Below are 22851 nucleotides of genomic sequence, written 5' to 3' on the forward strand. Positions count from 1 at the left end.
ATTATACTTACACAGGTTACATTATAACCTCAAAATTTTATTAAAAAAACCAAACAATGAAAAAACAATTATTATTTGTGCTTACTCTCGTGGCACAAGCTTCTTTTGCACAAATTATTTCCAAAGATCCTGCGTTTGCTTCGAACGGGATTTATACCCTTCCAGCAGGAAGCTCATATTTAGGAACGGGAAGCTCTTATGCAGGAGAATTGACTGCAGCGACAAATTCAGTATTCTATAAATCCTATAATACCGGCACCAACCAATTAATTATTTCTAAAGCGACAAATTACAGTGGCTCTTTAGATATGACTTTTGGCACGAATGGCAACATTGCATTGAATTACAATGATGGTTCTCTTGCTGGATTTATAAGACATGCAGATGATAAATTAACTTTACTGCTCAAACGATATGGTTCTACAAACAATATGTGTTATTTGGATGTAATTCGATTACTTCCGAATGGGCAGTTAGACCCTTCATTTGGAAATGGAGGAATAAAGGTATTAGCTAATTTATCAGTTTCTTTTGAATTAACTAATCTTATACAGCAGGGAAATAAAATTCTTGTTTCAGGAATAAGTATGGATTCTTTTGGACAAACTGACGGGAAAACTCATACATTAAGATTAAATTCGGATGGTACATCAGACAATAGCTTTGGGAATAACGGAGAAATACTGACTTATCAACAGAATCCTTTTCAGAGTCCTTATCTTCCTCGGATCATTTTAGATAACCAGCTTAATCTTCTTTTTTTTGGAAATGGTACAATAAAAAAATACACTGTTGACGGGCAGCCTATGACTAGTTTTGGTAACAATGGAGAAGTTTTGTTTAGTGGTGACCCCAGTATTGTAAAAGTAGATTCTGCCAATAAAATTGTATATGCAAAGAATGATTTAATGTGGCAGACACCACCTGCATTAGGAAGGCTTAATGCCGATGGTACACCAGATACCACATTTAATTATAATGGTATTGTTGGACTTGAATTCCGTGATATCTATGAAAAAAATGGTTCTTATTATATTGCGGGCTTTGCTGACCTTAATAATAGTGGCTACACTTATTATTATATATCTAAGCTAAATCAAAATGGAACTGTTGATCCTGTATTTGGAGAATATATAGAAAATGATCCTAATTTAGTCTATCATAATATTAACGCAATAAAGGTTTTTGATAATAATATCATTGTGAGCACCGATGGAGAAACATTAAATATTGTAAAATATCTTATAAACGGTACTGCTACATTAGCAACAAAAGGAACGGTAAAAAATAATCCTGAAATTACTTTTGGAAGCCCAGTACAAAATCATTTAACTTATCAATCAAAAGAAAAAATTGATAAAATAGAGATCTATTCTGTTGGTGGAAAATTATTAAAAACTGTAATAGAAAATAATGCTGATGTTTCTGACCTTTCTGAAGGAGTGTATTTTGTAAAAACTATTTTTGAAAATGGAAGATTTTCCACAAAAAAGCTAATTAAGAAGTAGAAAAAATATATATTTAAAAAACTAATAACAATTCTATCAATGAAAAGAATCATCATTATGATTTCCTGTGTATCAGGTGTATGGGCAGCTGCTCAAATTGCACCACCTCCTGTTCAAAGATCTACAACAACATCTCGCGGACTTCCCATCAATTCTAGAAAAGGGACATTAATTGAGAAGAAAATCATTAATGTAGGTAAGTTTAAAAACCTGAATATTCAAAAAATTGAAACAAAAGACGCTTCGGATAACTTATCAGAAACTTTTCTGGGGATAATGTATGAATATGAAACTTTTGACCAAATATCGAAAAAGACCCTTACGATTGATAAAAATGAATTGGGGAAGCTTATCCAGGCTCTTCATACTGTGGAACAGAAAGAAAATGAAAAATCGAATCAGGAAACCAAATATAAATTTGTCACCATGAGCAATATTGAATTTGGGAGTGTTTATCGTAAGAAACTTTCATCCTGGGTCAACTATATAAAAATTCCGTCAAGCCATTATAATCAGAATTTGCTTGAATTCAGTAAAGAAGAATTGAAAGAGTTGATTGGTATTTTAAAGAAAGCTGAGCAAGAGCTCTAAGACAATCAGGCAATTATTGCGAAAATAAAACGCTGAATATAAAACCCTAAAAACCTTATAGATTTCCAAAATCTATAAGGTTTAAAAAAATTAAAAAAAATTATTACCTGAAGAGATCGTTTAATCTCTAAACTGATCCAGAACTTCCATAATATTCTGATATACAAAATCCAATTCTTCGGAAGTAATACAATATGGCGGAACCAGATAGATTACATTCCCCAGCGGCCTCATAATAATCCCTCTTTTTAAGAATTCATTGTAAAGCTTCTTCCCTATTTCATTGAAATAAGAAGTACCATTCCTGGTTTTAAAATCGAAAGCTAAAATAGTCCCGATCTGACGAACCTTTTCTACATGAGGATGAAAAGCAAGTGCTTTTGCAAACTCTGAATGTTGATGAGTGATGCGGTTGATATTCATTTGAGTTTCGTTTGTAAGTAATAGTTCCATGCTGGCAAGAGCCGCTGTACAGGCTAAAGGATTGGCTGTAAACGAATGCCCGTGAAATAAGGTTTTATGACGATCATCTGAAAGAAAGGCATTGTAAATTTCATCAGAACAAGTCGTGATTCCCATTGGCATAGTTCCTCCGGTAAGTCCTTTTGAAAAACACATAATATCCGGTTTTTCTGTAAGATAGTCTGCTGCGAAAAGCTTACCTGTTCTTCCGAATCCTGTAAAAACTTCATCCTGGATCATAAGAATCCCCTCTTCCCTGCAGAATTTCATTAGCTGGCCAAGGTCTTCAGCTTTATGCATCAACATTCCTGCAGCACCCTGAACTAATGGCTCATAGATAAAGCAAGCCACTTCATCAGCCAGATCTTTAATCTGTTTTTGCAGGCTTTCCAGGTTTTCTGCATTGGGTGTATCAATAAAAACAACTTCAAACAGCATGCTTTCGAAAGGTCTTGTCCAGAAGCTTTTTCCACTTACAGACATGGCTCCGAAAGTATCTCCGTGATAAGCATTTTTAAAAGCTAAAATCTTCGTCTTCTTTTTCTCTTTATTGTATGCATATTGAATACACATTTTTAAAGCAACTTCTACTGCTGTAGAGCCATTATCCGAATAAAAGACCTTTTTCTGGCCAGCCGGAAGAAGTTTGAGTAAATTTTCAGAAAGCTTTACAGCGGGTTCATGGGTAAATCCTGCAAAAATAACCTGTTCCAGTGTATTTAACTGTTCAAAAACACGTTGTGCAATATAAGGGTGAGAATGGCCGTGCAAAGTCACCCACCAAGATGAAACGACATCCAGATATTTTTTCCCTTCGTTATCATACAGGTAAATTCCTTTTCCTTTTACAATAGGAATAATATCGTCAGCTGTTTTCATCTGCGTATACGGATGCCAGTTGACCGCTTTATCTCTTTGCTGCAGGCTGATTTCTTTTGTTATTGTATTCATATATTGATGTAAAGAGTAAAAATGAGTGACGTAGTACTTTAATTTTAACACTATGATCGCTAAGTTTTTTAATTTGTATGCTGTTTTTAAGTTCGCAAAGGCGCTTCACTAAGCAATAATAAACATTCTGCCTTGCTGAATAGAATGCCTTTGCGAACGAAATATTTTTACATTTAATCAATATTTCTTTGCGAATCTTAGCGTTAAATATTGATTAAGGTATTTATCAATGTTATAATAAAAGCGATAATACTAATGATCCAGCCCATCATTCATAATTCATAATTATCTAACAGCAGGTTTCCTTTTTCATCATAGGTTTCAATCCTAATGTCTGAAGCATCTGCATATCTTCAGAAACTCCCGGATTAGGCGTTACCAATAATGTTTCTCTTTCTCCTGTGAAAATGGAATTGGCTCCTGCCATAAAGCACCAAGCCTGTTCTGTCTCAGACATTTCTATACGGCCGGCACTTAATCTTACCATAGAAGACGGCATTACGATTCTTGCGGTAGCAATCATTCTTACCATTTCCCAGGTATCTACTTTTTCATTATCCTCTAAAGGTGTTCCTGCTACTCTTGCTAATGCATTGATAGGAACAGATTCCGGATGTTTTGGCATTGTTGCTAATGTCAGAAGCATTGAAATTCTGTCTCTGTGGGTTTCACCCAGTCCGATAATTCCTCCGGAGCACACGGTGATTCCTGCATTTCTTACATTGTTGATGGTATTGATCCTGTTGTCAAATGTTCTGGTAGAAATGATCTCTTCATAATATTGCTCAGAGGTGTCAAGATTGTGATTGTACGCATATAATCCTGCTTCCTGTAGTCTGATAGCCTGTTCTTCAGTAAGCATTCCCAGTGTACAGCAAACTTCAAGGCCTAGATCATTTACGCCTTTTACCATGTCAATCACCCTGTCAAAGTCACGGTTATTACGAACTTCACGCCATGCTGCAGCCATACAGAATCTTGAAGATCCGGAATCTTTTGCTTTCTGAGCATGGGCAATTACAGTTTCAGTTGGCAACAAAGCCTGTACTTTGATATTCGTGTGATAACGGGCTGCCTGTCCGCAGTATGAACAGTCTTCAGGACATCCGCCGGTTTTGATGGATAATAAAGTGGAGATCTGTACTTCAGAAGGATCATGCCATTCGCGGTGTACGGTGGCTGCCTTATAGATCAGTTCCATCAGAGGAAGATGATAAATTTCCTCAATCTCTTCTTTAGTCCAGGTATTTCTCAATGTTGTTTTTGTATCCATTATCCTATTTTTGTTATTGTTAATTGCTTTGCAGCATGTTTTATAGATTCCTTATCAGTAGTGTTGATTTCGGGAATCTTTATAATTTTTGTTTCTTTTTCAATAAAACTGCAGATTACTCTTTCTGTATCTTCCGGGAAATCTCCGTTAAGAATTAAATATTCCAATGGGATCTCTCTCTGTTGTAATGTTATGATTGATAATAAGCTGTGATTGATACATCCGAGATAATTTCTGACTACCAATGCAGCCGGAAGGTTTAATTCTTCTATCAGATCGATCATGAATGTAGAGTCAGATAAGGGCACCATAAGGCCTCCTGCTCCTTCTACAATCAATGGGTTTCCGGTTTTTGGGAGTTGAAAATCATTCAGATTTATGGTAATATTTTCTTCTCTTGCGGACTGATGTGGTGATGCGGCCAGCTGTAATCGGAAAGTTTCCGGATGGCAGAAGTTCGTGTCTGTCCATGCTTCAATTTTATCACTGTCCGTATACTGCAGATCTCCGGACTGTATGGGTTTCCAGTATTCTGTTTTAAAATGCTGAACCAAAACAGCCGAGCAGACTGTTTTTCCGATTTCGGTTCCTATTCCTGTTATAAATAATTTCATGTGTTTCGAGATTCGGGATTCGTGTTCCGGGGTTTGGAAGTTTTTCGAGAAAATTGCTTTATTTCTCCTCTTTTCTTTTAAATAAATTCTTTAATGATTCCTGTCAGTTTTATAATTTCCTTTTCTGTATTAAAGCTGTGAAGACATATCCGCAATCGTTCACTTCCTTCTTTTACTGTGGGGCTATATATCGCATAGGCTAAGAATCCTTCCTCAGATAAAGTATCCTGTAATTGTTTCAGTTTTTGATTATCAGGAATTACAATAGCCTGAACCGGGCTTGTTTCCATTGATGGAGACTCTAGATTTTGGCTTCGGAAAATTTTAATATTGTCCTGAAGTTTTATCGCCAGGTCATGATTTTGATCTAAAAATTCATATCCTGTTTTTATACTCATCCACTGAAAATCCTGTGCGGATGTGCTATAAATGAACGGACTCGCAAAATTAATCAGATAAGATTTTACTGTTTCATTGCAGAGGATTGCTGCTCCATGGGATCCGAGTGCTTTTCCATAGGTCACCACAACTGCTGAAACCTGATGTTGTAACTGATATTTTTCAATCAATCCATATCCGAAAACTCCAAATGCATGGGCTTCATCAACAATCAAATAGGCATTATACTGATCAGCAAGCTCAGCAATTTCCTGAATAGGAGCAAAATCTCCCTCCATAGAGTAAAGACTTTCTATGGCAATATAGCATTGGTTTTCCTGTCTTTTTAAAATGTTTTCAAGATCCTCAAGATCATTATGCCTGAACTTTAATTTTTTAGCATTCGACAGTTTGCAGGCATCATGTACCGACCGATGAATCTGTTCGTCTACAATAATTATATCATGACGGCTGGGAAGCGTAGAAAACAAGGCCAGATTGGCATTATATCCAGACGGAAAAAGTAATGCAGATTCAAACTGATGCATCTGAGCAATATAATTTTCTACAGAAACCGCAATATCATTGTTTCCACTAATGAGCCTCGAACCTGTACTTCCTGAAAGCAATTGAGGATTATCTGTAATCTTTTGCAGTAGTAAATGCTGAAGTTCTTTACTTTTTGCAAATCCCAGATAGTCATTGGAGTAGAAATCAATTCCATCAGATTGAAGTCGCAAACGTCTTAATGTTCCTTCCTCTTTTCTTTTGTTAAGAGATTCCTGAAAGCGATTGCTATTACTAAGCATAATTCAACTGAGCTACTTCTTCTGTAACAGCATTAATCCATTCTTCGTGCAGGTCTTTTTCTATTGTTAAAACATGGTCTGCATGCTTTTTCCAGTCTGGTGAAAATTCATTAAGCTGGTTGATCATTTCTTCAAGATGGCCTTCTTCCTCAAGAATAATAGATTTTACCATAATTCTGGAAGAAGCTTCGGTAAGAACCTGCTGGTAGACAGGATAAAGTTCATCAGCACGTACCTCAATAGCATAGGTTACAAAAAGGTATGCAGCATATTTAATATCTGTTTTATTAAGATTAAAAGCTTTCTGAAGATAACGGCAGGCTTTAATATCCAATGAGTGAAGATATTGGCTTGTTGCTATGGGAGCCAGAAGTTCTGTACTTTCGTAGGTTTTACATAATTCAGGATCTATTTTCCCGATCTGTTTTTTTAGATAATAAGCATGGCGGTGCTCTTCAGCAGCATGTTTCAGCTGGATCTGAGAAACCAGAGTTGGATGTTCACATTTTGATATTTTTCTTGCACCGGCATTTTCCATGAAAGAAAGTGTATTCAGCCATTTGGCGTGGGTACTTCCTTCCTGTACAATTTTTTTTAACAGATGATGAAATTCCATAGATTTTTATTTTGATGTCAAAAGTAGTATATTGCCGGATGGTTGTATGGTGCCAGTTTTGATATTATGGATAGTCCGGTTAAGATTCCTTACGAAAGTTTTATAAAGATTGATAGAAAATCAGAGACTTCTATCTATTTGCAGATTGCGAATCAGTTGATCAATGCTATTCAAAGAGGCTTTTTACCTTTTGGAACGAAACTTCCGGGAACAAGAACGTTCAGTGAAATGCTGGAAATCCATAGAAATACAGCTGTTACTGTGTATGATGAATTGTCGGCTCAGGGTTGGACAGAGAGTTTTCCGAATAAAGGAACATTTGTCATTGGAAAGGATCAGGAAAAACCTGTAAAAGTGAACGATTTTGAGGAAAATAACCTTCAAAACTATCCAATATCGACCGGTTTTTCATTCAAAACATCCAATATTCTTGATAACCCTTTTGAACATTCGGACTGTGAATATGTCTTTAATGATGGAGTGCCTGATATCCGTTTGACGCAGATCGGGCAGCATTCCCGGTTTTACAGTTCTATTCTGAAGCGTAAATCCAATCAGAAGGCTTTAGGACATTATAATCATGATGGAAGTGAGTTTTTTAAAGAACATTTATCACAATATCTGAATCTCTCCCGTGGACTCCCTATTTCCAAGAACAATCTGCTCATTACCAGAAGTACTGAAATGAGTATTTATATTGTTTCCGAAATTCTTCTTTCGGCTGGCGATATTGTATTAGTAGGAGCTTTAAGTTATTTTTCCGTCAATATGATTTTTATGAAAGCGGGGGTTGATATTGTTTCTATCCCTATTGATGAGGAAGGAATTATCGTAGAAAGTGTAAGAGAAGCCTGTAAAAAGCAGAAAATAAGAATGCTTTATCTGACACCTCATCACCACTATCCTACTACTGTTGCTTTGAGCGCTCAGAGAAGATTTGAATTATTGGAACTTGCGAATGAATATGGATTTATTATTCTGGAGGATGATTATGATTATGAATTTCATTACGATAAAAGCCCCATTCTTCCTTTAGCCAGTGCTGATACGAACGGAATGGTGATCTATATCGGTTCTTTCGGGAAATCTTTGGCTCCGGGATTCAGGACAGGATTTATCGTGGCTCCTGAAAATCTGATGACAGAAATGCGTAAATACCTTGGAATTATCGATCGTCAGGGTGATATTCTAATGGAAAGAGCCCTTGGAGAAATGATTGCAGAAGGGGAAATCAACCGCTATCTGAAAAAATCTTTAAAAGTTTATCAGGAAAGGCGTGATTATTTTTCTGCGCTTCTGGAAGAAAACCTGGGTGATTTTATCTCCTTTCAGAAACCTTCGGGCGGTCTTGCCATTTGGCTGGAATGGAATATTCCACTGAATCTGATGCAATTGAGCCGAAACTGTGCAAAAGATAATCTTTTCATTCCTAAAACACTGTTGTATCAGAATAAAGGTCTTACCGCCATGCGACTGGGGTTTGGTGATCTTAATTTTGAAGAGATGAACAAAGGGATTGAGGTTTTTTCAAAAAATGTGAAGGGATTGATAAACTGATTATTTTATTAGTTGGAAAACGCGAAGGCGCAAATAAGGGCCAAAACAATGTGTTTTAAGGCGCGAGGATTTTATCTTCGATAAAATTGATACTGGATAATATGAAGTTCTAACCTTTTAAATTGATTATTTTTGATCACAAAAGTCACAAAAGTTCTTAACCGATTAAGTTTTTTAAAGCTAAATTTCATACATAATAAAGTACACCTAAGTTTTGAAAAAATCTTTGATTTTCTTCTTATGTGAACTTTTCTGCGGTATCTTTTTAAACTTACTTAAGTGAACTAATGTGTTTTTAAAATAAAACTTTTGTGACTTTTGTGGTTTTAAAAAAAAGTAAAAGCCTCTTTCCAGAGGCCTTTACTGATAATGAGAAGGAAAAATTACTTTGTTTTTCTTATGTTTTGGTTTCTTCTTTTTCTTATTCAAATAAATGATAAATCCGGTAATGGGAAGTGATAGTGCGATAACAGCCGCCAGAAAATAAATAATTCTGGTAGTCAGTCCCAGGATACTTCCGGTGTGAAGATCATAATTTCTTTCTCTTAATGCGGTTCCATATCCGATATTTTTGTTTTTATAAGATTGAGATTTTAAAATATCTCCTGAATACTGATCAAAATTAAAATGTTCATTTCTGTATTGTCTTCCATCATAAGTAAGTTCAGCATAATACGTTCCCTCTTCCGATCTTGGAAAATTGATAAGTGCTGACTTCTTATCTTTCAGTCCTTTTTCCATGGTATTTCCAATCAGATTGAGGATGTTATTCCGGTCTGAAAGTTCTTCGGAAGGGATGGTACTTTTGGCTTTCTTTTCTGTAGTGTTTCCGTTCAGTGTATTCTTTACACATTTGTCTACATCTTCAAAGCTCCATATCAATGCGGAATAAGAGATTAAGAGTAAAGGAATCACAGCATAGAAACCCAGCACATTATGAGCGTCATAGTTGATCCTTTTCCAATTGGCTGATGTTTTAATGAAAAACATTCCTTTCAGCATGGTTTTACTCATTTTACGGGGATACCATATCACAAGCCCCGATAAAAGGATAATTGCAAAAATCAATGTGGAATAACCGGTAATTGTTTTTCCTATTTTTTCTCCCAGCAGAAGTCTTCTGTGGAGATCCAGCACAATTTCAAAGAAATCTTTTTTGGCATCTTCTACTTCCTGCACTTTTCCATTGTAGGGATCTACATAAATCCGGTAATAATAAAGATAAGTCCCCCAATACGTCCATGCTTCCTCATCCATTTTCAGCGTTCGGAAGACATAGGTTCGCGAGGGATCGGAAGACATTACCACTCTTTTGACTTTCAACCCTTCAGGAAGTGCTTTTTCTGCTTTTTCCGTAAGTTGAGATAATTCAAGTTTTTTTCTACCGATGTTTTCAACGAAATATCTGTTGGGGTGAACAATGTGTTTTAATTCTTCTTCAAAAGCCAGGATACATCCTGTAGCAGCCATAATAACAACTATAAGCCCGGACGTTAGTCCGAGCCATAGATGTAACTGATATGCTATTTTTCTAAACTTTAACTTCATTCTTAAAATTTAAAGCTAACCTCAGCAACAAAATTACGAGGCATCTGTGCGACTACCACTCCCTGCCCTGCAAAATATTGTACATTACCCAGATTATTCATTTTAAATCCTAATCTGTATCTTTCTTTTTCAAGAGAAATGGAAGCATTCACTAAAGTATAGGCAGGAAATGCAAACTGTCCGGTAACTACCTTGTTTCCGGTAATCTGTTTTCCTACACGGTTTACCCCAAAGCCAACTCCAAGTCCCTGAAATCCTCTGATAGGAAGAATATAACTGATCCATGAATTGAATACATTCGCTGGACCTGCAGATTCCGGACGGCGGCCATCTACAGCTGGATCTGCTTTTTCATATCTGCTGTGGTTGTAGGCATATCCCGCCATAATATTCAATCCCTGAACAGGATTCATGATGGTTTCGATTTCAATCCCTTTACTTCTTTGCTGTCCATCCTGAATAACAATACTGTATTCTTTTCCGTCACGGATGACTCCGGTTCCTCTCTGGATATTGTCAACAAGAATGTCGTAATATGAAACGGTAAAGTTAATCTTGTTTCTCCAAAGGTTTCCTTTGATTCCTACTTCCCACTGGTTCGCCATCTGTGGTTTCATATCTCCGCTATAATCAGCCAATTGCTGCGTAACAGGTGCTGTATAACTGAAACCATTCATATAGTTACCATAAGCAGAGAGTTGATCTTTAAGAATCTGGTAAACAACACCTACTTTTGGAGACCACGCTGTTTGGTTGAATTCTCCTGCACGTTTGTTATCGTTCAGATTCAGCTGGCCTTTGCTTTCATAATGGTCCATACGCAAACTGATCAATGTAGTCAAACGGTCAGTAATGTGAGTTACATTTGAAATATAAGCCCCATACAGGTTGGATGCAGTGGTATTTCTTACCAAAGGTGTTTTACCAGCAAGAATAGCGGCTTGGGTAGCGGCCTGAATTTTCTGAAGAGCAAGATCTTTGGAAATACTTCCATAGCTGCCTGTCAGGTTTTGTCCATCCACATTGTCGAATACCACAATTGGAGAATGGTTATTATTAATTGTCTGGTTAAGATAGTCTAATCCTATCAAGACTTTATTTTTTATTTTTCCGATGTTAAATTCTCCATTGAAGTTTTGTTGAACACTTGTAGAAGAAGCTTCTGAATTCTGCCACTGCACATTACGTTCTAACATCGCATCACTGGTATTTCCTCTGATAAACTGATATTGGTACAAACCTTCTGTTTTTCTGAAGTTTCTTGAAAGCAAGGTCTGTGAAGTCCATTTATCTGCAATTTTGTAGACAGCTTCTGCTTTTACATTGATTGACGGAGCTTTTAAGGTCATATCATTATTGGAGTAAGATCTTTTCCAGTCGAAGCCAAGTTCATCGGGATTATGAGCAAAATAAGCTCTTGTTCTCGGAAGGAAAATAATCGGTGTATTGGTTCCTTCATAATTGTAAATCTGAGCTCCAAGGTTAAATTTAAGTCTGTCATTAACCTGATAACTTATCGTAGGTGCTACAAAAAATGATTTTCTGAATTCAGAATCTCTGAAACCATTCTGATATTGATACGCTGCATTTAAGCGGAACAGTATATTTCGGGATTCTGTAATGGGACCATAAACATCAGCGGTTACACGGTTCAGATTGTAGCTTCCCATCAGATAAGAAGCCTCGCCACCGAAATAGTCTTTTGGTTTTTTGGTTACTGCATTGATAAGACCTCCAAAAGAAGTTACAGCACCTCCATATAGAGTTCCTGAAGGCCCTTTGATCACCTCCAGACGCTCAATGTCGGCAGGATCTATCTCACCATTGGTATTTGCCGGAACACCATCTACCATGGATACTTTGGTTGGGAAACCTCTAAGGCTGTAATAGAAACTTCCGTCTCCTGAACCTCTTCCCGGGCTTCCCTGCATTTTGACCATACCCGGAACATTTTTCAGTACTTCCGAGATATCGTAAGTAAGCTGTTCCTTCATGATCTGCTGGTTGATGCTTGTATAAGCCTGTGGATTTTCAAGAACTTTCAGAGGCATTTTAGCTACTGAAGTGCTGTCTCTATCCAGAAATTTATTTCTGCTCACTGCATATACAGTGATTCCCTCAATCACATTATTGTGTAATGGGGCATAAATCGCAGGAATTTCGTGGACATCTTTCTGAATATGGATAGATTCCCTCATCAGTTCGATGTCATTTAAAACCACCTGAAGCGTATATTCTCCAGGTGGTACATTTTCAAAGTAATATTCTCCTAAATTATTGGTTTTTGCCTGATAAGACGTATTGACAAGTCTTAAAATTGCATTTTTTACTGGTGCCTGTTCTGTCAGCATGATCTTGCCATGAATTCTGTCGCCCTGTTGTGCAGAAAGCGAGTTTGAAGATAAAGCAAGACCAAGAAGTAATATAAGGGTTTTAGATGTTTTCATGCTGTAAGTTTTGTAACAGGGGATAGTTTATTTTACCGTTTTGTGATAATGGAAATGATTCTATAAGTTCGACGCGTACATATTGCGGGTTGATACGCAGTTTATTTTTAATGGTTTCGGTGATGATCTGAGGATCAATGTCCGGATTGTCATACAACACAACGATTTTTTTATCATTGGCATTCAGACATACGAAGGTATTGCCCTGCATTTCATTTTTAAGAATGAATTCTACCTCATCCAGATTAAGGCGTATTCCGAAAAGCTTCATGATACGCTTTATTCTTCCTGTGATATAATAAATTCCGTTCTCCCCTTTTCTGGCGGTATCTCCGGTATGGAGTACGGAAGGTTGCTCATAAGTGGCAAGATCCTCCAGTTTATTGGCATAACCTCCGAAAATACTCATGTGTGAGAAGAGAAGTTCATCGGTTTCAGTATCAATTCTGAAACTTCCGTTGTGTACCGGAGTTCCGATAGAAGTTTCAGCTTCCAGCAATCCTTCTGTGGTAAGATAAGCCATTCTTCCTCCTGCTTCGGTCTGACCATATTGCGCAAAGAATTCTTTTTTAAATTCATGACAATAAGAGAAAATGGTTTTTCTAAGCTCAGCATTGATTACGCCTCCGGTATGAGTAAAATACCTTAGGCTTGGAGAATCTTTTCTGAAAAATCCTATTCTGTTCAGGTTCTCATAAAGGAAAGGAACTCCGCCCAAAGTACTGTAGCCATACTCTTCCATTTCATCCCAGAATGCTTTCTGCATAATGTCTTTATCTGTACAGACAATTCTTCCGGCACGCATACAGTTGGTGGTGAAAATAGAGAATCCATATACAAAGTTGATAGGAACGTTTAAAGGAACCACATCGGATTCCTGAACAGGCATATACTGAAGGATGCTCAAAGCATTCTGATAAAGGCTTTCATCTGATAATTTAACCAGTTTCGGAACACCTGTTGTCCCTGAAGTACTCAAAAGGATTTTAATGTCAGGATGAATTGTAACTTCACTCTTATAGTCATCCTTTGCAAAGATTCTGATGTGGTCTGAGAATTCTTTCAGGCTGTATCCTTCAATAGCTTCTCTTTGCGGATCAAAGATATATTTCGGACGGTATTCTGCCTCGATACGTTCTTTGAATTCTTCATGCAGCTTTTGTCCCAGTACCGCAATGGTGTGCGCTGTTCCGTAAAAATTGAGGAGTACCTCAATACTGGACAGCTGATTGTCATTGTACAAAAAGAGCAGCCCTTTTTCTACCGGATTTAAGCCTAAAGACCGGTACAGTGTTCCCACCGGTATTGTTGTACCGGTGGAAGCATCTGTAAACCCCAAGTTCTTATTGGCAATTACATTTTCTAAAATTTTCATATGCTTAGTTTTCTACGAATACTTCGTATTTTTTCATTTTTTCGCGAATCTTCCCGACGGTTCCCATCTCAAGAATATCGTTAAAATCAAATTTGATCTGATAAAACTGTTCAAGCGCTTCTACGATAAGAAGATGAGACATAGAATCCCATTCCGGGATTTCCTGATACGTTAGTTTTTCATCTACCAATTCTTTTTTTATGGCGATGGCAGAGGCGATAATTTCATAAAATTCTTCTGTAGTGTTCATTTTAAATTTTTATAGTTTTCCATTTTCCATTTCTAAAAATCATTAGGAATAACACGGCTAAGACAATTTCCGAAGAAACGATAGCGGTAAATATTCCTCTCAGTTCCCACTGAAACCTTACTCCTAAGAGATAGGCCAAAGGAAGCTGAATCACATAAAACATGACGAGGTACAGCAGTGTAACCTGCAGAATGTTTCCGGCCGCATTCAGAGCACGGCTGATCACCATGGTGAATCCTAATAGCAAATAAGCCATAGAAACCACATGGATGTATTGAACTGCATATCTTGCGACTTCAGGTTCTGTAGTGAAAAATTTCACCACATATTCCGCTGCAATCTGCCAGAATAAGGCTACTATTACCAGATAAGTCATGTTGATTGTTCCTGCTCTCCAGACTGTTTTTTCTGCACGCTCAGGCTCTCCTGCACCCAGATTCTGTCCTGTAAGAACTCCTGCTGCATTTCCTATTCCCCAGGCAGGCATCGTTGCTACTGAAGCAATACGCTGGGCAATAATGTATCCTGCAAGAGCTGTTGTTCCGAAGGTAGAGATGATCTTCACCATAATCAGCCAGCTGGATGTTGGAATGATATACTGAACCAATCCTCCAAAGGCTATTTTCAGAATCTTCTGCAACAATGGTATATCAAGCCGAAAAGGAACTCTGATGCTGATACTGGTTTTACCGGACAGAAATATAAAAGCCTGGTATAAGACTCCTAACGTTCTTGATAAAACCGTAGCATAAGCCAATCCCATCAACCCGAAAGCAGGGATAAACCCTAATCCGAAAACAAGAATCACGGCAAAGATGATATTGGAAATATGGCAGATCCAAAGTGATTTCATTGCAATATCTGCATCACCCGCACCTCTGAAAAGTCCGTTCACCGACAGGCGGAGAATCACAAGCCCAATACTCAGAAAGACCAGTCTTGAAAAAGATACTCCATCAACTACGGCATTGGCGTTGACACCAAGGAAATCAACAATTTCAGCGGAGAAATAACAGGAAATACCACCAATAAGCACAGCAAAAAACAAGGCGAGAAGGATAATATACTGAGCGGTTCTGCCCATTCCTTCCTGATCTTTTTCACCTGCTCTTCTGGCTGTGAGAGTAGCTGCAGCAATGCCTAACCCTACTGCTATGGCATAAGCAAAGTTGATGTAGTTATCTGTAATTCCCACAAGGCCCAGAACTTTGTCTCCTAATTTTGCAATAATCAATAGATTGACGCTCACAAAAACAGATTCCATGACAAGTTCCATTACCATGGGAATGGCAAGGCTAAAGATGGAACGGTTGATGCTTCCGGAAGTCAATTCGACCTTTTTCCCGGCTATAGCTCCATAGGCAAAAACCGCTCCTTCTTTTAGTATATGCAGGAATTTCCTCATACTGCTGCTACTGAATTTTTATTGGCAATCTGATACAACGGATTAGGCAATGCTCCATCTTTTCTTGGAATCGCAAATGCCTTATTTTCGCTGTAACCATTGTTTTTCAGACGCAGACTGTTGATATAGAATCTTTTGAATGCAGGAACATACAGGTCATACTTTTCGTATCTTTCCTGGAGATGCGTATTCTCAGCTTTATAGTTTTCTACACAGTTGTGAACCAGTTCCCAGAATTTTTCTTCTTTAAAGTCTGAATACGTATGCAGTGCATTTGAAAGATATCTGAAGAAGGCATCAAAAACTCCCAGCAGAATAAACAACGGGATATTTTCTTTGTTTGAAGACTGAATCAGGCCATCTGCAAGGTGAGCAGGAAGCTTTTCTCTGGCTTCAGTTGTTAAAACGATATCATCCACAAAATCTTTGATCACAATTCTCTGTGGAACTCCGTTTTTCAAAACAACCATAATATTTTCTCCGTGTGGCGTTACACATAATGAATGCGTGTAATAGATGTGTAGTAATGGCGTAAGATAAGCGTCAAGATAGCTTTCAATCCATTTTTCAATACTCAGGCCTGCTTTTTCTGCAAATGCCTGAACCAATGGAACTCCATTTTCGTCTACATACAGTAAAGAAGCCATGGTTACCATTTGCTCATCTTCTTTCAGATAGTTTTCAGCACTTTCTCTCCATAATGCTCCAAGGAATTCATTATATTGGTAAGGAACGCTGGCGATAGCTCCATACTGTGGATGTAAATAAGTGATAGCGGCTTCTTCTCCTAAGAAAATAGTCTCTTTATTCTCAAGGTAAGCATCGTCTTTAATTAAGCCTTTTACCCAATCGGTAATGGCAGGAGCAATTTTCATCTGCTTAGGAGACAGTCCTCTGATATTTCCTGTACTCAAAATAGAGACAGCTGTTTTCAAATATCTTTTCTTTGGATGATCTACATTAAACAAAGTACGGATACTCTGCTGTGGACTGTACGTATCACTACCCTCTCCCAATTGGATTAAAAGTCCGGAAGCAATATCTCCCGCAAAATGAATCTGAAGCTTATGCTCCCACTGCCATGGATGTACCGGGATAAAATGATAGTCTTCAACAATTTTTCCTTCGCTTATCAATTGCTGCTGAAACTCATTATACAGCAAATCTCCTATTTCAGAACGATAAAACTGCTCTCTGTCAATATGTTCCAAAGATTGAAATGATGATCTGCTTTTATGGGAAGCTAACCAGATTACTTTTAAATTTTCATCAGCCTCAGGGGCAAATGTTTTAAGATCTCTTGGAGAAAAACCAAGTCTGCTTTTGTTCACAATAACCCACGGATGTCCGGTCATATTGTGCTCCACAGTCTGATAATCTGCATCAGCAAGGTCTTTTGAAGACATTACTCCTCTTGATAAAATTAAAGCATCACAATATAATGTATGCAGCAACTCTTCCGTATATCTTGCAATCGTGTAAGGATCTAAATCAAATACAGACTGCATTTCCAGAAAGAAAGCCGCTACATCTACTGATGACAGGTCTTCACCGGTTTCAGTTTTTGTAATGCTGTCTTTATCAATATGCCAGTAATCCATCATTCTCTCCTGTCCGCGGAAGCTGTACGTAATATTTTCAAGTCCGGTTTCAAGTTTAAAAACAGTATATCCGTCTTTATCTTCAAAGGTTACTACGGGCTTTAGAAGCTCTTCGTGCATCAGTTCTGCGATGGTTTTGGCCATTAGATTTCTGTTAGCCTGATTCCAATTTTCCTGGCTTACTGTATTTTTTAAGTTGGTGTTCATTTTATGATTAAATTTTGGCAGTTGGTAAATCAGCATATTTTTCTACATCAAAGTCCTGGAAAGCAATTTTCTTTTCAATTTTATAATGCTCTCTTCCCAGAATATCATTGATGATATAGGAATTACGGTAAGCAGCCATTCCAAGGTCGGTAGAAATATAGCTATGAGTATGAACTTCAGCGTGAAGCACATAGATTTCGCCTCCGTTATGATCTATTGAATAATTTCTGTTGACATCAAACAATCCGCTGGAATCTCTCTTGATTCTGGATTGAATATTCTTTAAGAATGCAGGCTCATGATAACGGTATCCGGTTCCAAGAATCACATAATCGGCTTCCTGATCATAAGGAACTTCCTGCTCCAGCTGTGTAAACTCAAGATTGATAAAATCAGGATTGCTATTGTCTACTGTATTCAGCTGGCTGTTAGGAATGATTTTAAGATTAGGATCAGCATTGTCTATATTCAGATCGTAAATAAAATCATAGATATCATTGATCAGATCGTAATTGATTCCTTTAAACTGAGCCTGCTGTTTGCTTAAAATGGTTTTCCTGGCAGATTCATTTCTGTTGTAGAAATATTCTACATAATCAGGCGATGTAAGTTCCAGTGTCAGTTTAGAATATTCCATAGGGAAAAATCTGTCCGGGCGGGAATACCAACCCAACTGTGTGTTTTCATTTCTGCTCTGAAGAAGGTCATAAAATACCTCAGCAGCACTCTGACCAGAACCGATAATGGCAATTTTCTTTCCTTGAGATAAAAGTTCCTCTTTTCTATACAGATAAGAACTTGTATGAATGATTCTGGAATCATCTTTCGGAATGAAAGAAGGAATATGTGGCTGTGTTCCGGTTCCCAAAATCAGTCTCTCGGTTTTGAAAACCGTAGTTTCTTTGGTTTTGGTATGAACTGTCGTCACCAGATATAATCCATCTTCATAAGTAATATCAACCACCTGCGTTGAAAAACGACACTCTGGAAGTTGTTCGATAACCCACTGGCAATAACGGTTGTATTCTTTTCTTGGGATAAAGAAGCTTTCACGGATAAAGAATTTGTACAATCTTCCGGTTTCCTTCAGATAGTTCAAAAGACTCAAAGGATTGGTTGGATCAGCCATGGATACACAGTCGCACAAAAATGGAGTCTGCAGGGTTACATGGTCAATCATCAATCCCGGGTGCCAATCGAAACCATCTCTTTGGTCCAGGAAAAGGGTCTTGAGTTCCGGAATCGGATTGGATAATGCGGCAAGTCCCAGATTAAAAGGGCCTATACCTATGCCTATTACATTGTATACGGCTTCGTTAGTCATTTTTTGTGATGTTTGTGGTGATTTTTACCTCTTTATTCTGTGGGAATTTTTCCCAGTACCATTCTCTGTAACAGAAGTTCAGATTGGCTTTTTTATGAGGCATTTCAATTACTTTTTCTACTTTAAAACCTACATGGGCTTTGTTCATCATAGAAGCAAGTGAGTCTACAGACCCTTCTCCTACCATTTTACCTACCTGCGGCTGTGCAAAAACATAGTCAACCATAGATTGTGTAGATGGAGATACAAATTTCTTTTTAGGATCAGTAGGTGCTATGAACTGGTGCGTTCCGTAATCTGTAGGCAGCACTTCGTAATAATCGCCTACAATATCTCTGCAAGCCCAATACACCTCTATATTACAGGAAGGCTCATCATTACCTGCAATGATATAACTGTGGGCTTCATCACTTGGAAGCATCAGTCTGTAATACGTTTCCAATTCATCAATAGGCCAGTTCATTTGCCAGATTTTTACGGCATGTTCGCGATTAAACCATTCATGAAGCATTTCAAGGTCATTTTCAAGATCTATAGGACGCATACTCATGGTTACATCTTCTTTCTGGAAATATCTTTTAAAGAAAACTTCTTTTCCCTGAGGATGGATCAATTGATCTGAGAAGAAATGTTTATGAAGAAGGTTTGGAACTTTAGCATAAGAAATAGAGGCCGCATTCACTCCGCCATCTACATCAGACACCGCCGACTGAAGGTTTGATTTTACTGCCCAATATCTTTGATTCAATGCATAATCTGTCAATGAAGAAGGCTCAGATTCATGAAGGTTTTCAAATTCTCTGTACAGAATATGGATCAGTTTTCTTTCTTTAACCAACCCTGTTTTACCTATTGATGAGATCAAAGCACTCAGATTGCTTACCAAAAGATGATGGGAAACAATATCCAGAAGGCGTTCATCTCTGATGAAAAGATCTTCAACTTCAGGATAATCTTTAATCAGGTTTTGATATTGTTCTTTGAAACTGTCTTTAATAAGATATCCCTGTCCGTCTCTTACGTAGATAGACTGCGGTAAAAGCTGATGATCAAGCTGAACAAGAAGGTTTTGCTGATGAACTTCCGGAGCCATCCCTAATTGATTGAACAATCTGTTTAAAGGGGAAAGCAATAGATTCACATACTTTTCAAACCAGATAATTGCTGCTTTTTCAGCATCTATACCCAGCTGATTCGCCACATTCTTAAAGAAATGGGTCGTAAAATTGAATCCATCTGTAGATTCATCCTGGCAAAGCCTTGCTAATAAAATGACTTTATCTTCATTTGAAAAAGGATTTTCACGGAGCAGTATATTCAGACTGTCCATATTCTTTCCTTCGTAATGAACACTTAATGTGGAAGGTTCCAGCAATAATTTAAAGTTGGGAAAGGTTTTTTCAAATGAGGCTTTTTCATGCTGCCACCAGATTGCGGAAGCATATCCTCTGTTGAGATCTTTTAAGCTGTTTGTTCTTACAGAGCCTGTCATTAAAACATGCAGAGAAAATTTCAGCATCCAGCTGAAGTCCGGATTGTATACCGTTCTGATAGAAGATGTTGCATAAAAATCTTCACCCAGTGGTCCGATATGAATAATTTTCCCGGATCCAAGCATTTCAGGGTATTCTTCGGTTGATAGAAGATACTTTGCTTCCCATGGATGGCATGGAACGATATAAAAATCATTTGTGTTTTCAAAATCGTAGCTTTCCGGTAAGGAAGTCCATTTTTCGAAGATTTCTTTTGCTGAAATCCCCGGAAGAGATTTTTCCGTGATACAGTCTTTGTGAATCAGAAAATAATCCAGCTGAAATCCTTTACCGAATTCAGGGCCATATAAAAACTGTTCTTCTTCAGAGAAGCCCATTCTTGATTTGGTGAAAGGATGCAGATTGTGTCCTGCAGGAAGCATTTGTTCAGATTCAAGAAAAGAATATGTTAAAAGCTGATCGTCCTGAAGGCATGCTTCTGTCGTTAATTCAAGATTTCTTAAGCTGCTCTGAATTCTTTCCACAAATTGCCTGAATCCACTTTCGTTAGTCGTCTCAGAAAACTCTTTGTAAACCAGTTCAGTCAGTTTTTCATCATTAACTTCAAAAACCTCTTGATTTTTGTGGTCTACAGCCCATAAAACAGGTTCGTATTCATGAAAAAGGGTCTCAGAACGATAAGAAACCGGAGCAAATAAAAATAGCCCGCTTTTCTTCATTTCAAACCTCATATACAGCGAATAATTGCTGTTCTGAAGAGCTTTTGCTGTAAGAAGATCATATTTCGGAACTCCCTGATAGAATTTTCCGTTTCCCAGTTCTCTCAGCATTCCGTTCAGCAGAATTCTGAGGGTAATTTCCCGGGCTCCCGTTTTATTTTTCTGAATTAAAGTCTTTTCCATGTTTTTTGATTGTGGTGAGAATTTGATGAATGTCTTCAGTCGTCGTAATCGGGTTCAGGAACGTAAACTTCAGATAGAAGTTACCATCCACTTTTGTACTTGCTACAAGGATTTCTCCGCTGTAGAAAAGTTTCATCTTGATGTATTGATTCAGGGCGTTCAGATCACTGATTTCCGGATTTACATATCTGAAAACAAGAACACTTAAATCCGAATCTGAAAGAAGTTCAAAATCTGCATCTTCAGTAATCATTGCGGCCGCATCCTTGGTAAGATCAATAACGGTATCTGTATATTCTGCCAGCTGCTCTCTTCCCATCATTCTTATGGTAAACCAAAGTTTTAAAGCATCAAATCTTCGGGTACTCTGCGTAATAGATTTATTGATCTGTGCCGGAATTTCTTCTTCATCCATTTCTTTCGGATTCAGATAATCGGCGTGATGTTTAAGAATCAACAGTTCTTTTTTATTTTTAACAATAAAGGCACTGCTACTGATGGGTTGGAAGAATGATTTGTGGTAATCAATCGTTACGGAATCTGCTCTCTCAATACCATTAATCAGGTTACGGTATTTATCACTTAATAATAAAGCACAACCATAAGCTGCATCTACGTGCATCCAAATGTTATAATGCTCTGCAATATTTGCGATATCTTCTAATGGATCGATATTTCCAAAGTCTGTTGTTCCTGCGGTAGCCACGATTCCAATTGGAATATTTCCTAATTGTTCTTCTCTTTTAATGTATTTTTTCAAAAGAGAAATGTCCATACGGAATCTTTCATCGGTAGGAACCTTAACAATACTTTTCTCACCCAGTCCCATAATAGAAGCATTTTTCAAATTGCTGAAGTGAGATTTATCTGAAACAAATATCCTGAAACGGCTCGCCTCTGCTGGCAGACCATCCATTTTAATATTGTGATTATATCTTTTATGGGAGAAACAGTCACGCATCATGACCAATCCCATTAAATTGCTCTGTGAGCCCCCTGCTGTGAAAACGCCATCGCTTTCACTCGTATTATATCCAATTTGACCCGCAGTCCAGTCAATCAGTTTTCTTTCCATGAATGTTCCACCGGCACTCTGATCATAAGTATCCTGTGAAGAATTGATAGCACTTACAAGGATTTCTCCTGCCAATGCGGGAATAACTACCGGGCAGTTAAGGTGAGCTACATACTGAGGAAGGTGAAAAGCTGTGGCATGTTTTACATAGATTTCGTCTACTTCCGTCAGAAGCTCATTATAATTGGAAAGTTTTTGATTAAGGTCGATCTGCTGTACCATTCCTTTCATTGTTTTGGCTTCTATACCACTGAAAGGCTTGTTGTTTCTGTAAAGGAATTCCTGAACCAGGTCTAAAGTACTGTTGACAGCATTACGATAATGATCATAATTGTCTGGATGAAAAATATTCCCAAAATTCCCCGAAATGTGAGGTGAAGTTGTGCTTGCGAGCTCTTCTAGGGAAATTAAATTGTTGTTCATAAAAGTTTTGTAATGTGATTTTTTAAATCTGTGAGTTGTTGT

17 protein-coding genes are annotated in these 22851 nt (G+C 37.7%); 3 read left to right on the plus strand and 14 right to left on the minus strand.

Annotated features, from left to right (window positions below; genetic code table 11):
* Window positions 1–56 precede the first annotated feature (56 nt).
* Together ACTJIP_RS13085 and ACTJIP_RS13090 are read left to right on the plus strand one after the other, a co-directional pair.
* Complete coding sequence (locus ACTJIP_RS13085; RefSeq protein ID WP_440704684.1) at window positions 57–1508, plus strand: T9SS type A sorting domain-containing protein; 1452 nt, start codon at window positions 57–59, stop codon at window positions 1506–1508.
* A gap of 39 nt (window positions 1509–1547) precedes the next feature.
* On the plus strand, window positions 1548–2099 hold the full coding sequence (locus ACTJIP_RS13090) for a hypothetical protein (RefSeq protein WP_440704685.1): 552 nt from the start codon (window positions 1548–1550) through the stop codon (window positions 2097–2099).
* A gap of 120 nt (window positions 2100–2219) precedes the next feature.
* Here the strand turns inward: ACTJIP_RS13090 and bioA are convergent, their stop codons facing one another.
* The 5 genes from bioA to ACTJIP_RS13115 all read right to left on the minus strand — a co-directional run bounded on the left by bioA (window position 2220) and on the right by ACTJIP_RS13115 (window position 7202).
* A complete protein-coding gene (bioA, locus tag ACTJIP_RS13095) occupies window positions 2220–3512 on the minus strand; it encodes an adenosylmethionine--8-amino-7-oxononanoate transaminase (protein ID WP_440704686.1) in 1293 nt (430 codons plus the stop codon).
* 289 nt (window positions 3513–3801) lie between these two features.
* Entirely contained in the window at window positions 3802–4785 is a 984-nt protein-coding gene (gene bioB, locus ACTJIP_RS13100; protein ID WP_077417385.1) for a biotin synthase BioB, read from the minus strand.
* Window positions 4785–5399: a dethiobiotin synthase gene (gene bioD / locus ACTJIP_RS13105; protein ID WP_180563752.1), complete on the minus strand. Its 615-nt coding sequence runs from the start codon at window positions 5397–5399 to the stop codon at window positions 4785–4787. The genes bioB and bioD overlap by 1 nt, the downstream gene beginning before the upstream one ends.
* Window positions 5400–5476: 77 nt before the next feature.
* On the minus strand, window positions 5477–6586 hold the full coding sequence (locus ACTJIP_RS13110) for an aminotransferase class I/II-fold pyridoxal phosphate-dependent enzyme (protein WP_180563751.1): 1110 nt from the start codon (window positions 6584–6586) through the stop codon (window positions 5477–5479).
* Window positions 6579–7202, minus strand: coding sequence for a hypothetical protein (locus ACTJIP_RS13115; RefSeq protein ID WP_077417391.1), 624 nt, complete (start codon window positions 7200–7202; stop codon window positions 6579–6581). Before ACTJIP_RS13115 ends, ACTJIP_RS13110 begins: the two co-directional genes overlap by 8 nt.
* A gap of 66 nt (window positions 7203–7268) precedes the next feature.
* On the opposite strand from ACTJIP_RS13115, the gene ACTJIP_RS13120 reads away from it, so the two are divergent.
* Entirely contained in the window at window positions 7269–8759 is a 1491-nt protein-coding gene (locus tag ACTJIP_RS13120; RefSeq protein ID WP_180563750.1) for an aminotransferase-like domain-containing protein, read from the plus strand.
* A 360-nt stretch (window positions 8760–9119) separates the two neighbouring features.
* On the opposite strand, the gene ACTJIP_RS13125 is transcribed toward ACTJIP_RS13120, so the two are convergent.
* Genes ACTJIP_RS13125 through ACTJIP_RS13165 form a run of 9 tightly spaced genes read right to left on the minus strand, consistent with a single transcriptional unit; the run spans window position 9120 to window position 22809 of the window.
* On the minus strand, window positions 9120–10307 hold the full coding sequence (locus ACTJIP_RS13125; RefSeq protein WP_440704687.1) for a PepSY-associated TM helix domain-containing protein: 1188 nt from the start codon (window positions 10305–10307) through the stop codon (window positions 9120–9122).
* A gap of 2 nt (window positions 10308–10309) precedes the next feature.
* Window positions 10310–12754 (minus strand): TonB-dependent receptor, encoded by a 2445-nt coding sequence (locus ACTJIP_RS13130; RefSeq protein WP_180563748.1) that lies wholly within the window; start codon window positions 12752–12754, stop codon window positions 10310–10312.
* Entirely contained in the window at window positions 12741–14129 is a 1389-nt protein-coding gene (locus ACTJIP_RS13135; protein WP_440704688.1) for an AMP-binding protein, read from the minus strand. The genes ACTJIP_RS13130 and ACTJIP_RS13135 overlap by 14 nt, the downstream gene beginning before the upstream one ends.
* Before the next feature lie 4 nt (window positions 14130–14133).
* Window positions 14134–14379, minus strand: coding sequence for an acyl carrier protein (locus tag ACTJIP_RS13140; RefSeq protein ID WP_047374822.1), 246 nt, complete (start codon window positions 14377–14379; stop codon window positions 14134–14136).
* Window position 14380: 1 nt separating this feature from the next.
* Window positions 14381–15784, minus strand: a complete 1404-nt coding sequence (locus ACTJIP_RS13145) for an MATE family efflux transporter (protein WP_219072689.1) — start codon at window positions 15782–15784, stop codon at window positions 14381–14383.
* Window positions 15781–17592 carry an IucA/IucC family protein gene (locus tag ACTJIP_RS13150; RefSeq protein ID WP_440704689.1) on the minus strand — a complete coding sequence of 604 codons (1812 nt, stop codon included), beginning with the start codon at window positions 17590–17592 and terminating at the stop codon, window positions 15781–15783. The genes ACTJIP_RS13145 and ACTJIP_RS13150 overlap by 4 nt, the downstream gene beginning before the upstream one ends.
* 7 nt (window positions 17593–17599) lie before the next feature.
* Window positions 17600–18916 carry a lysine N(6)-hydroxylase/L-ornithine N(5)-oxygenase family protein gene (locus ACTJIP_RS13155; protein WP_077417400.1) on the minus strand — a complete coding sequence of 439 codons (1317 nt, stop codon included), beginning with the start codon at window positions 18914–18916 and terminating at the stop codon, window positions 17600–17602.
* Entirely contained in the window at window positions 18909–21311 is a 2403-nt protein-coding gene (locus ACTJIP_RS13160; RefSeq protein ID WP_440704690.1) for a GNAT family N-acetyltransferase, read from the minus strand. The genes ACTJIP_RS13155 and ACTJIP_RS13160 overlap by 8 nt, the downstream gene beginning before the upstream one ends.
* Window positions 21283–22809: a pyridoxal phosphate-dependent decarboxylase family protein gene (locus ACTJIP_RS13165; protein WP_440704691.1), complete on the minus strand. Its 1527-nt coding sequence runs from the start codon at window positions 22807–22809 to the stop codon at window positions 21283–21285. The genes ACTJIP_RS13160 and ACTJIP_RS13165 overlap by 29 nt, the downstream gene beginning before the upstream one ends.
* Between the last annotated feature and the right edge of the window lie 42 nt (window positions 22810–22851).

This window comes from Chryseobacterium sp. 22543, from assembly GCF_052044565.1.
In the GTDB taxonomy this organism is placed as follows: domain Bacteria; phylum Bacteroidota; class Bacteroidia; order Flavobacteriales; family Weeksellaceae; genus Chryseobacterium.

What these genes read in the sequence shown, in the direction of transcription:
- ACTJIP_RS13165 (WP_440704691.1), bottom strand. Translation starts at nt 22,809, where the DNA reads ATGAACAACAATTTAATTTCCCTAGAAGAGCTCGCAAGCACAACTTCA.
- ACTJIP_RS13155 (WP_077417400.1), bottom strand. Translation starts at nt 18,916, where the DNA reads ATGACTAACGAAGCCGTATACAATGTAATAGGCATAGGTATAGGCCCT.
- ACTJIP_RS13125 (WP_440704687.1), bottom strand. Translation starts at nt 10,307, where the DNA reads ATGAAGTTAAAGTTTAGAAAAATAGCATATCAGTTACATCTATGGCTC.
- ACTJIP_RS13160 (WP_440704690.1), bottom strand. Translation starts at nt 21,311, where the DNA reads ATGGAAAAGACTTTAATTCAGAAAAATAAAACGGGAGCCCGGGAAATT.
- bioB (WP_077417385.1), bottom strand. Translation starts at nt 4,785, where the DNA reads ATGGATACAAAAACAACATTGAGAAATACCTGGACTAAAGAAGAGATT.
- ACTJIP_RS13110 (WP_180563751.1), bottom strand. Translation starts at nt 6,586, where the DNA reads ATGCTTAGTAATAGCAATCGCTTTCAGGAATCTCTTAACAAAAGAAAA.
- ACTJIP_RS13150 (WP_440704689.1), bottom strand. Translation starts at nt 17,592, where the DNA reads ATGAACACCAACTTAAAAAATACAGTAAGCCAGGAAAATTGGAATCAG.
- ACTJIP_RS13115 (WP_077417391.1), bottom strand. Translation starts at nt 7,202, where the DNA reads ATGGAATTTCATCATCTGTTAAAAAAAATTGTACAGGAAGGAAGTACC.
- ACTJIP_RS13135 (WP_440704688.1), bottom strand. Translation starts at nt 14,129, where the DNA reads ATGAAAATTTTAGAAAATGTAATTGCCAATAAGAACTTGGGGTTTACA.
- bioA (WP_440704686.1), bottom strand. Translation starts at nt 3,512, where the DNA reads ATGAATACAATAACAAAAGAAATCAGCCTGCAGCAAAGAGATAAAGCG.
- ACTJIP_RS13085 (WP_440704684.1), top strand. Translation starts at nt 57, where the DNA reads ATGAAAAAACAATTATTATTTGTGCTTACTCTCGTGGCACAAGCTTCT.
- bioD (WP_180563752.1), bottom strand. Translation starts at nt 5,399, where the DNA reads ATGAAATTATTTATAACAGGAATAGGAACCGAAATCGGAAAAACAGTC.
- ACTJIP_RS13090 (WP_440704685.1), top strand. Translation starts at nt 1,548, where the DNA reads ATGAAAAGAATCATCATTATGATTTCCTGTGTATCAGGTGTATGGGCA.
- ACTJIP_RS13140 (WP_047374822.1), bottom strand. Translation starts at nt 14,379, where the DNA reads ATGAACACTACAGAAGAATTTTATGAAATTATCGCCTCTGCCATCGCC.
- ACTJIP_RS13130 (WP_180563748.1), bottom strand. Translation starts at nt 12,754, where the DNA reads ATGAAAACATCTAAAACCCTTATATTACTTCTTGGTCTTGCTTTATCT.
- ACTJIP_RS13145 (WP_219072689.1), bottom strand. Translation starts at nt 15,784, where the DNA reads ATGAGGAAATTCCTGCATATACTAAAAGAAGGAGCGGTTTTTGCCTAT.
- ACTJIP_RS13120 (WP_180563750.1), top strand. Translation starts at nt 7,269, where the DNA reads ATGGATAGTCCGGTTAAGATTCCTTACGAAAGTTTTATAAAGATTGAT.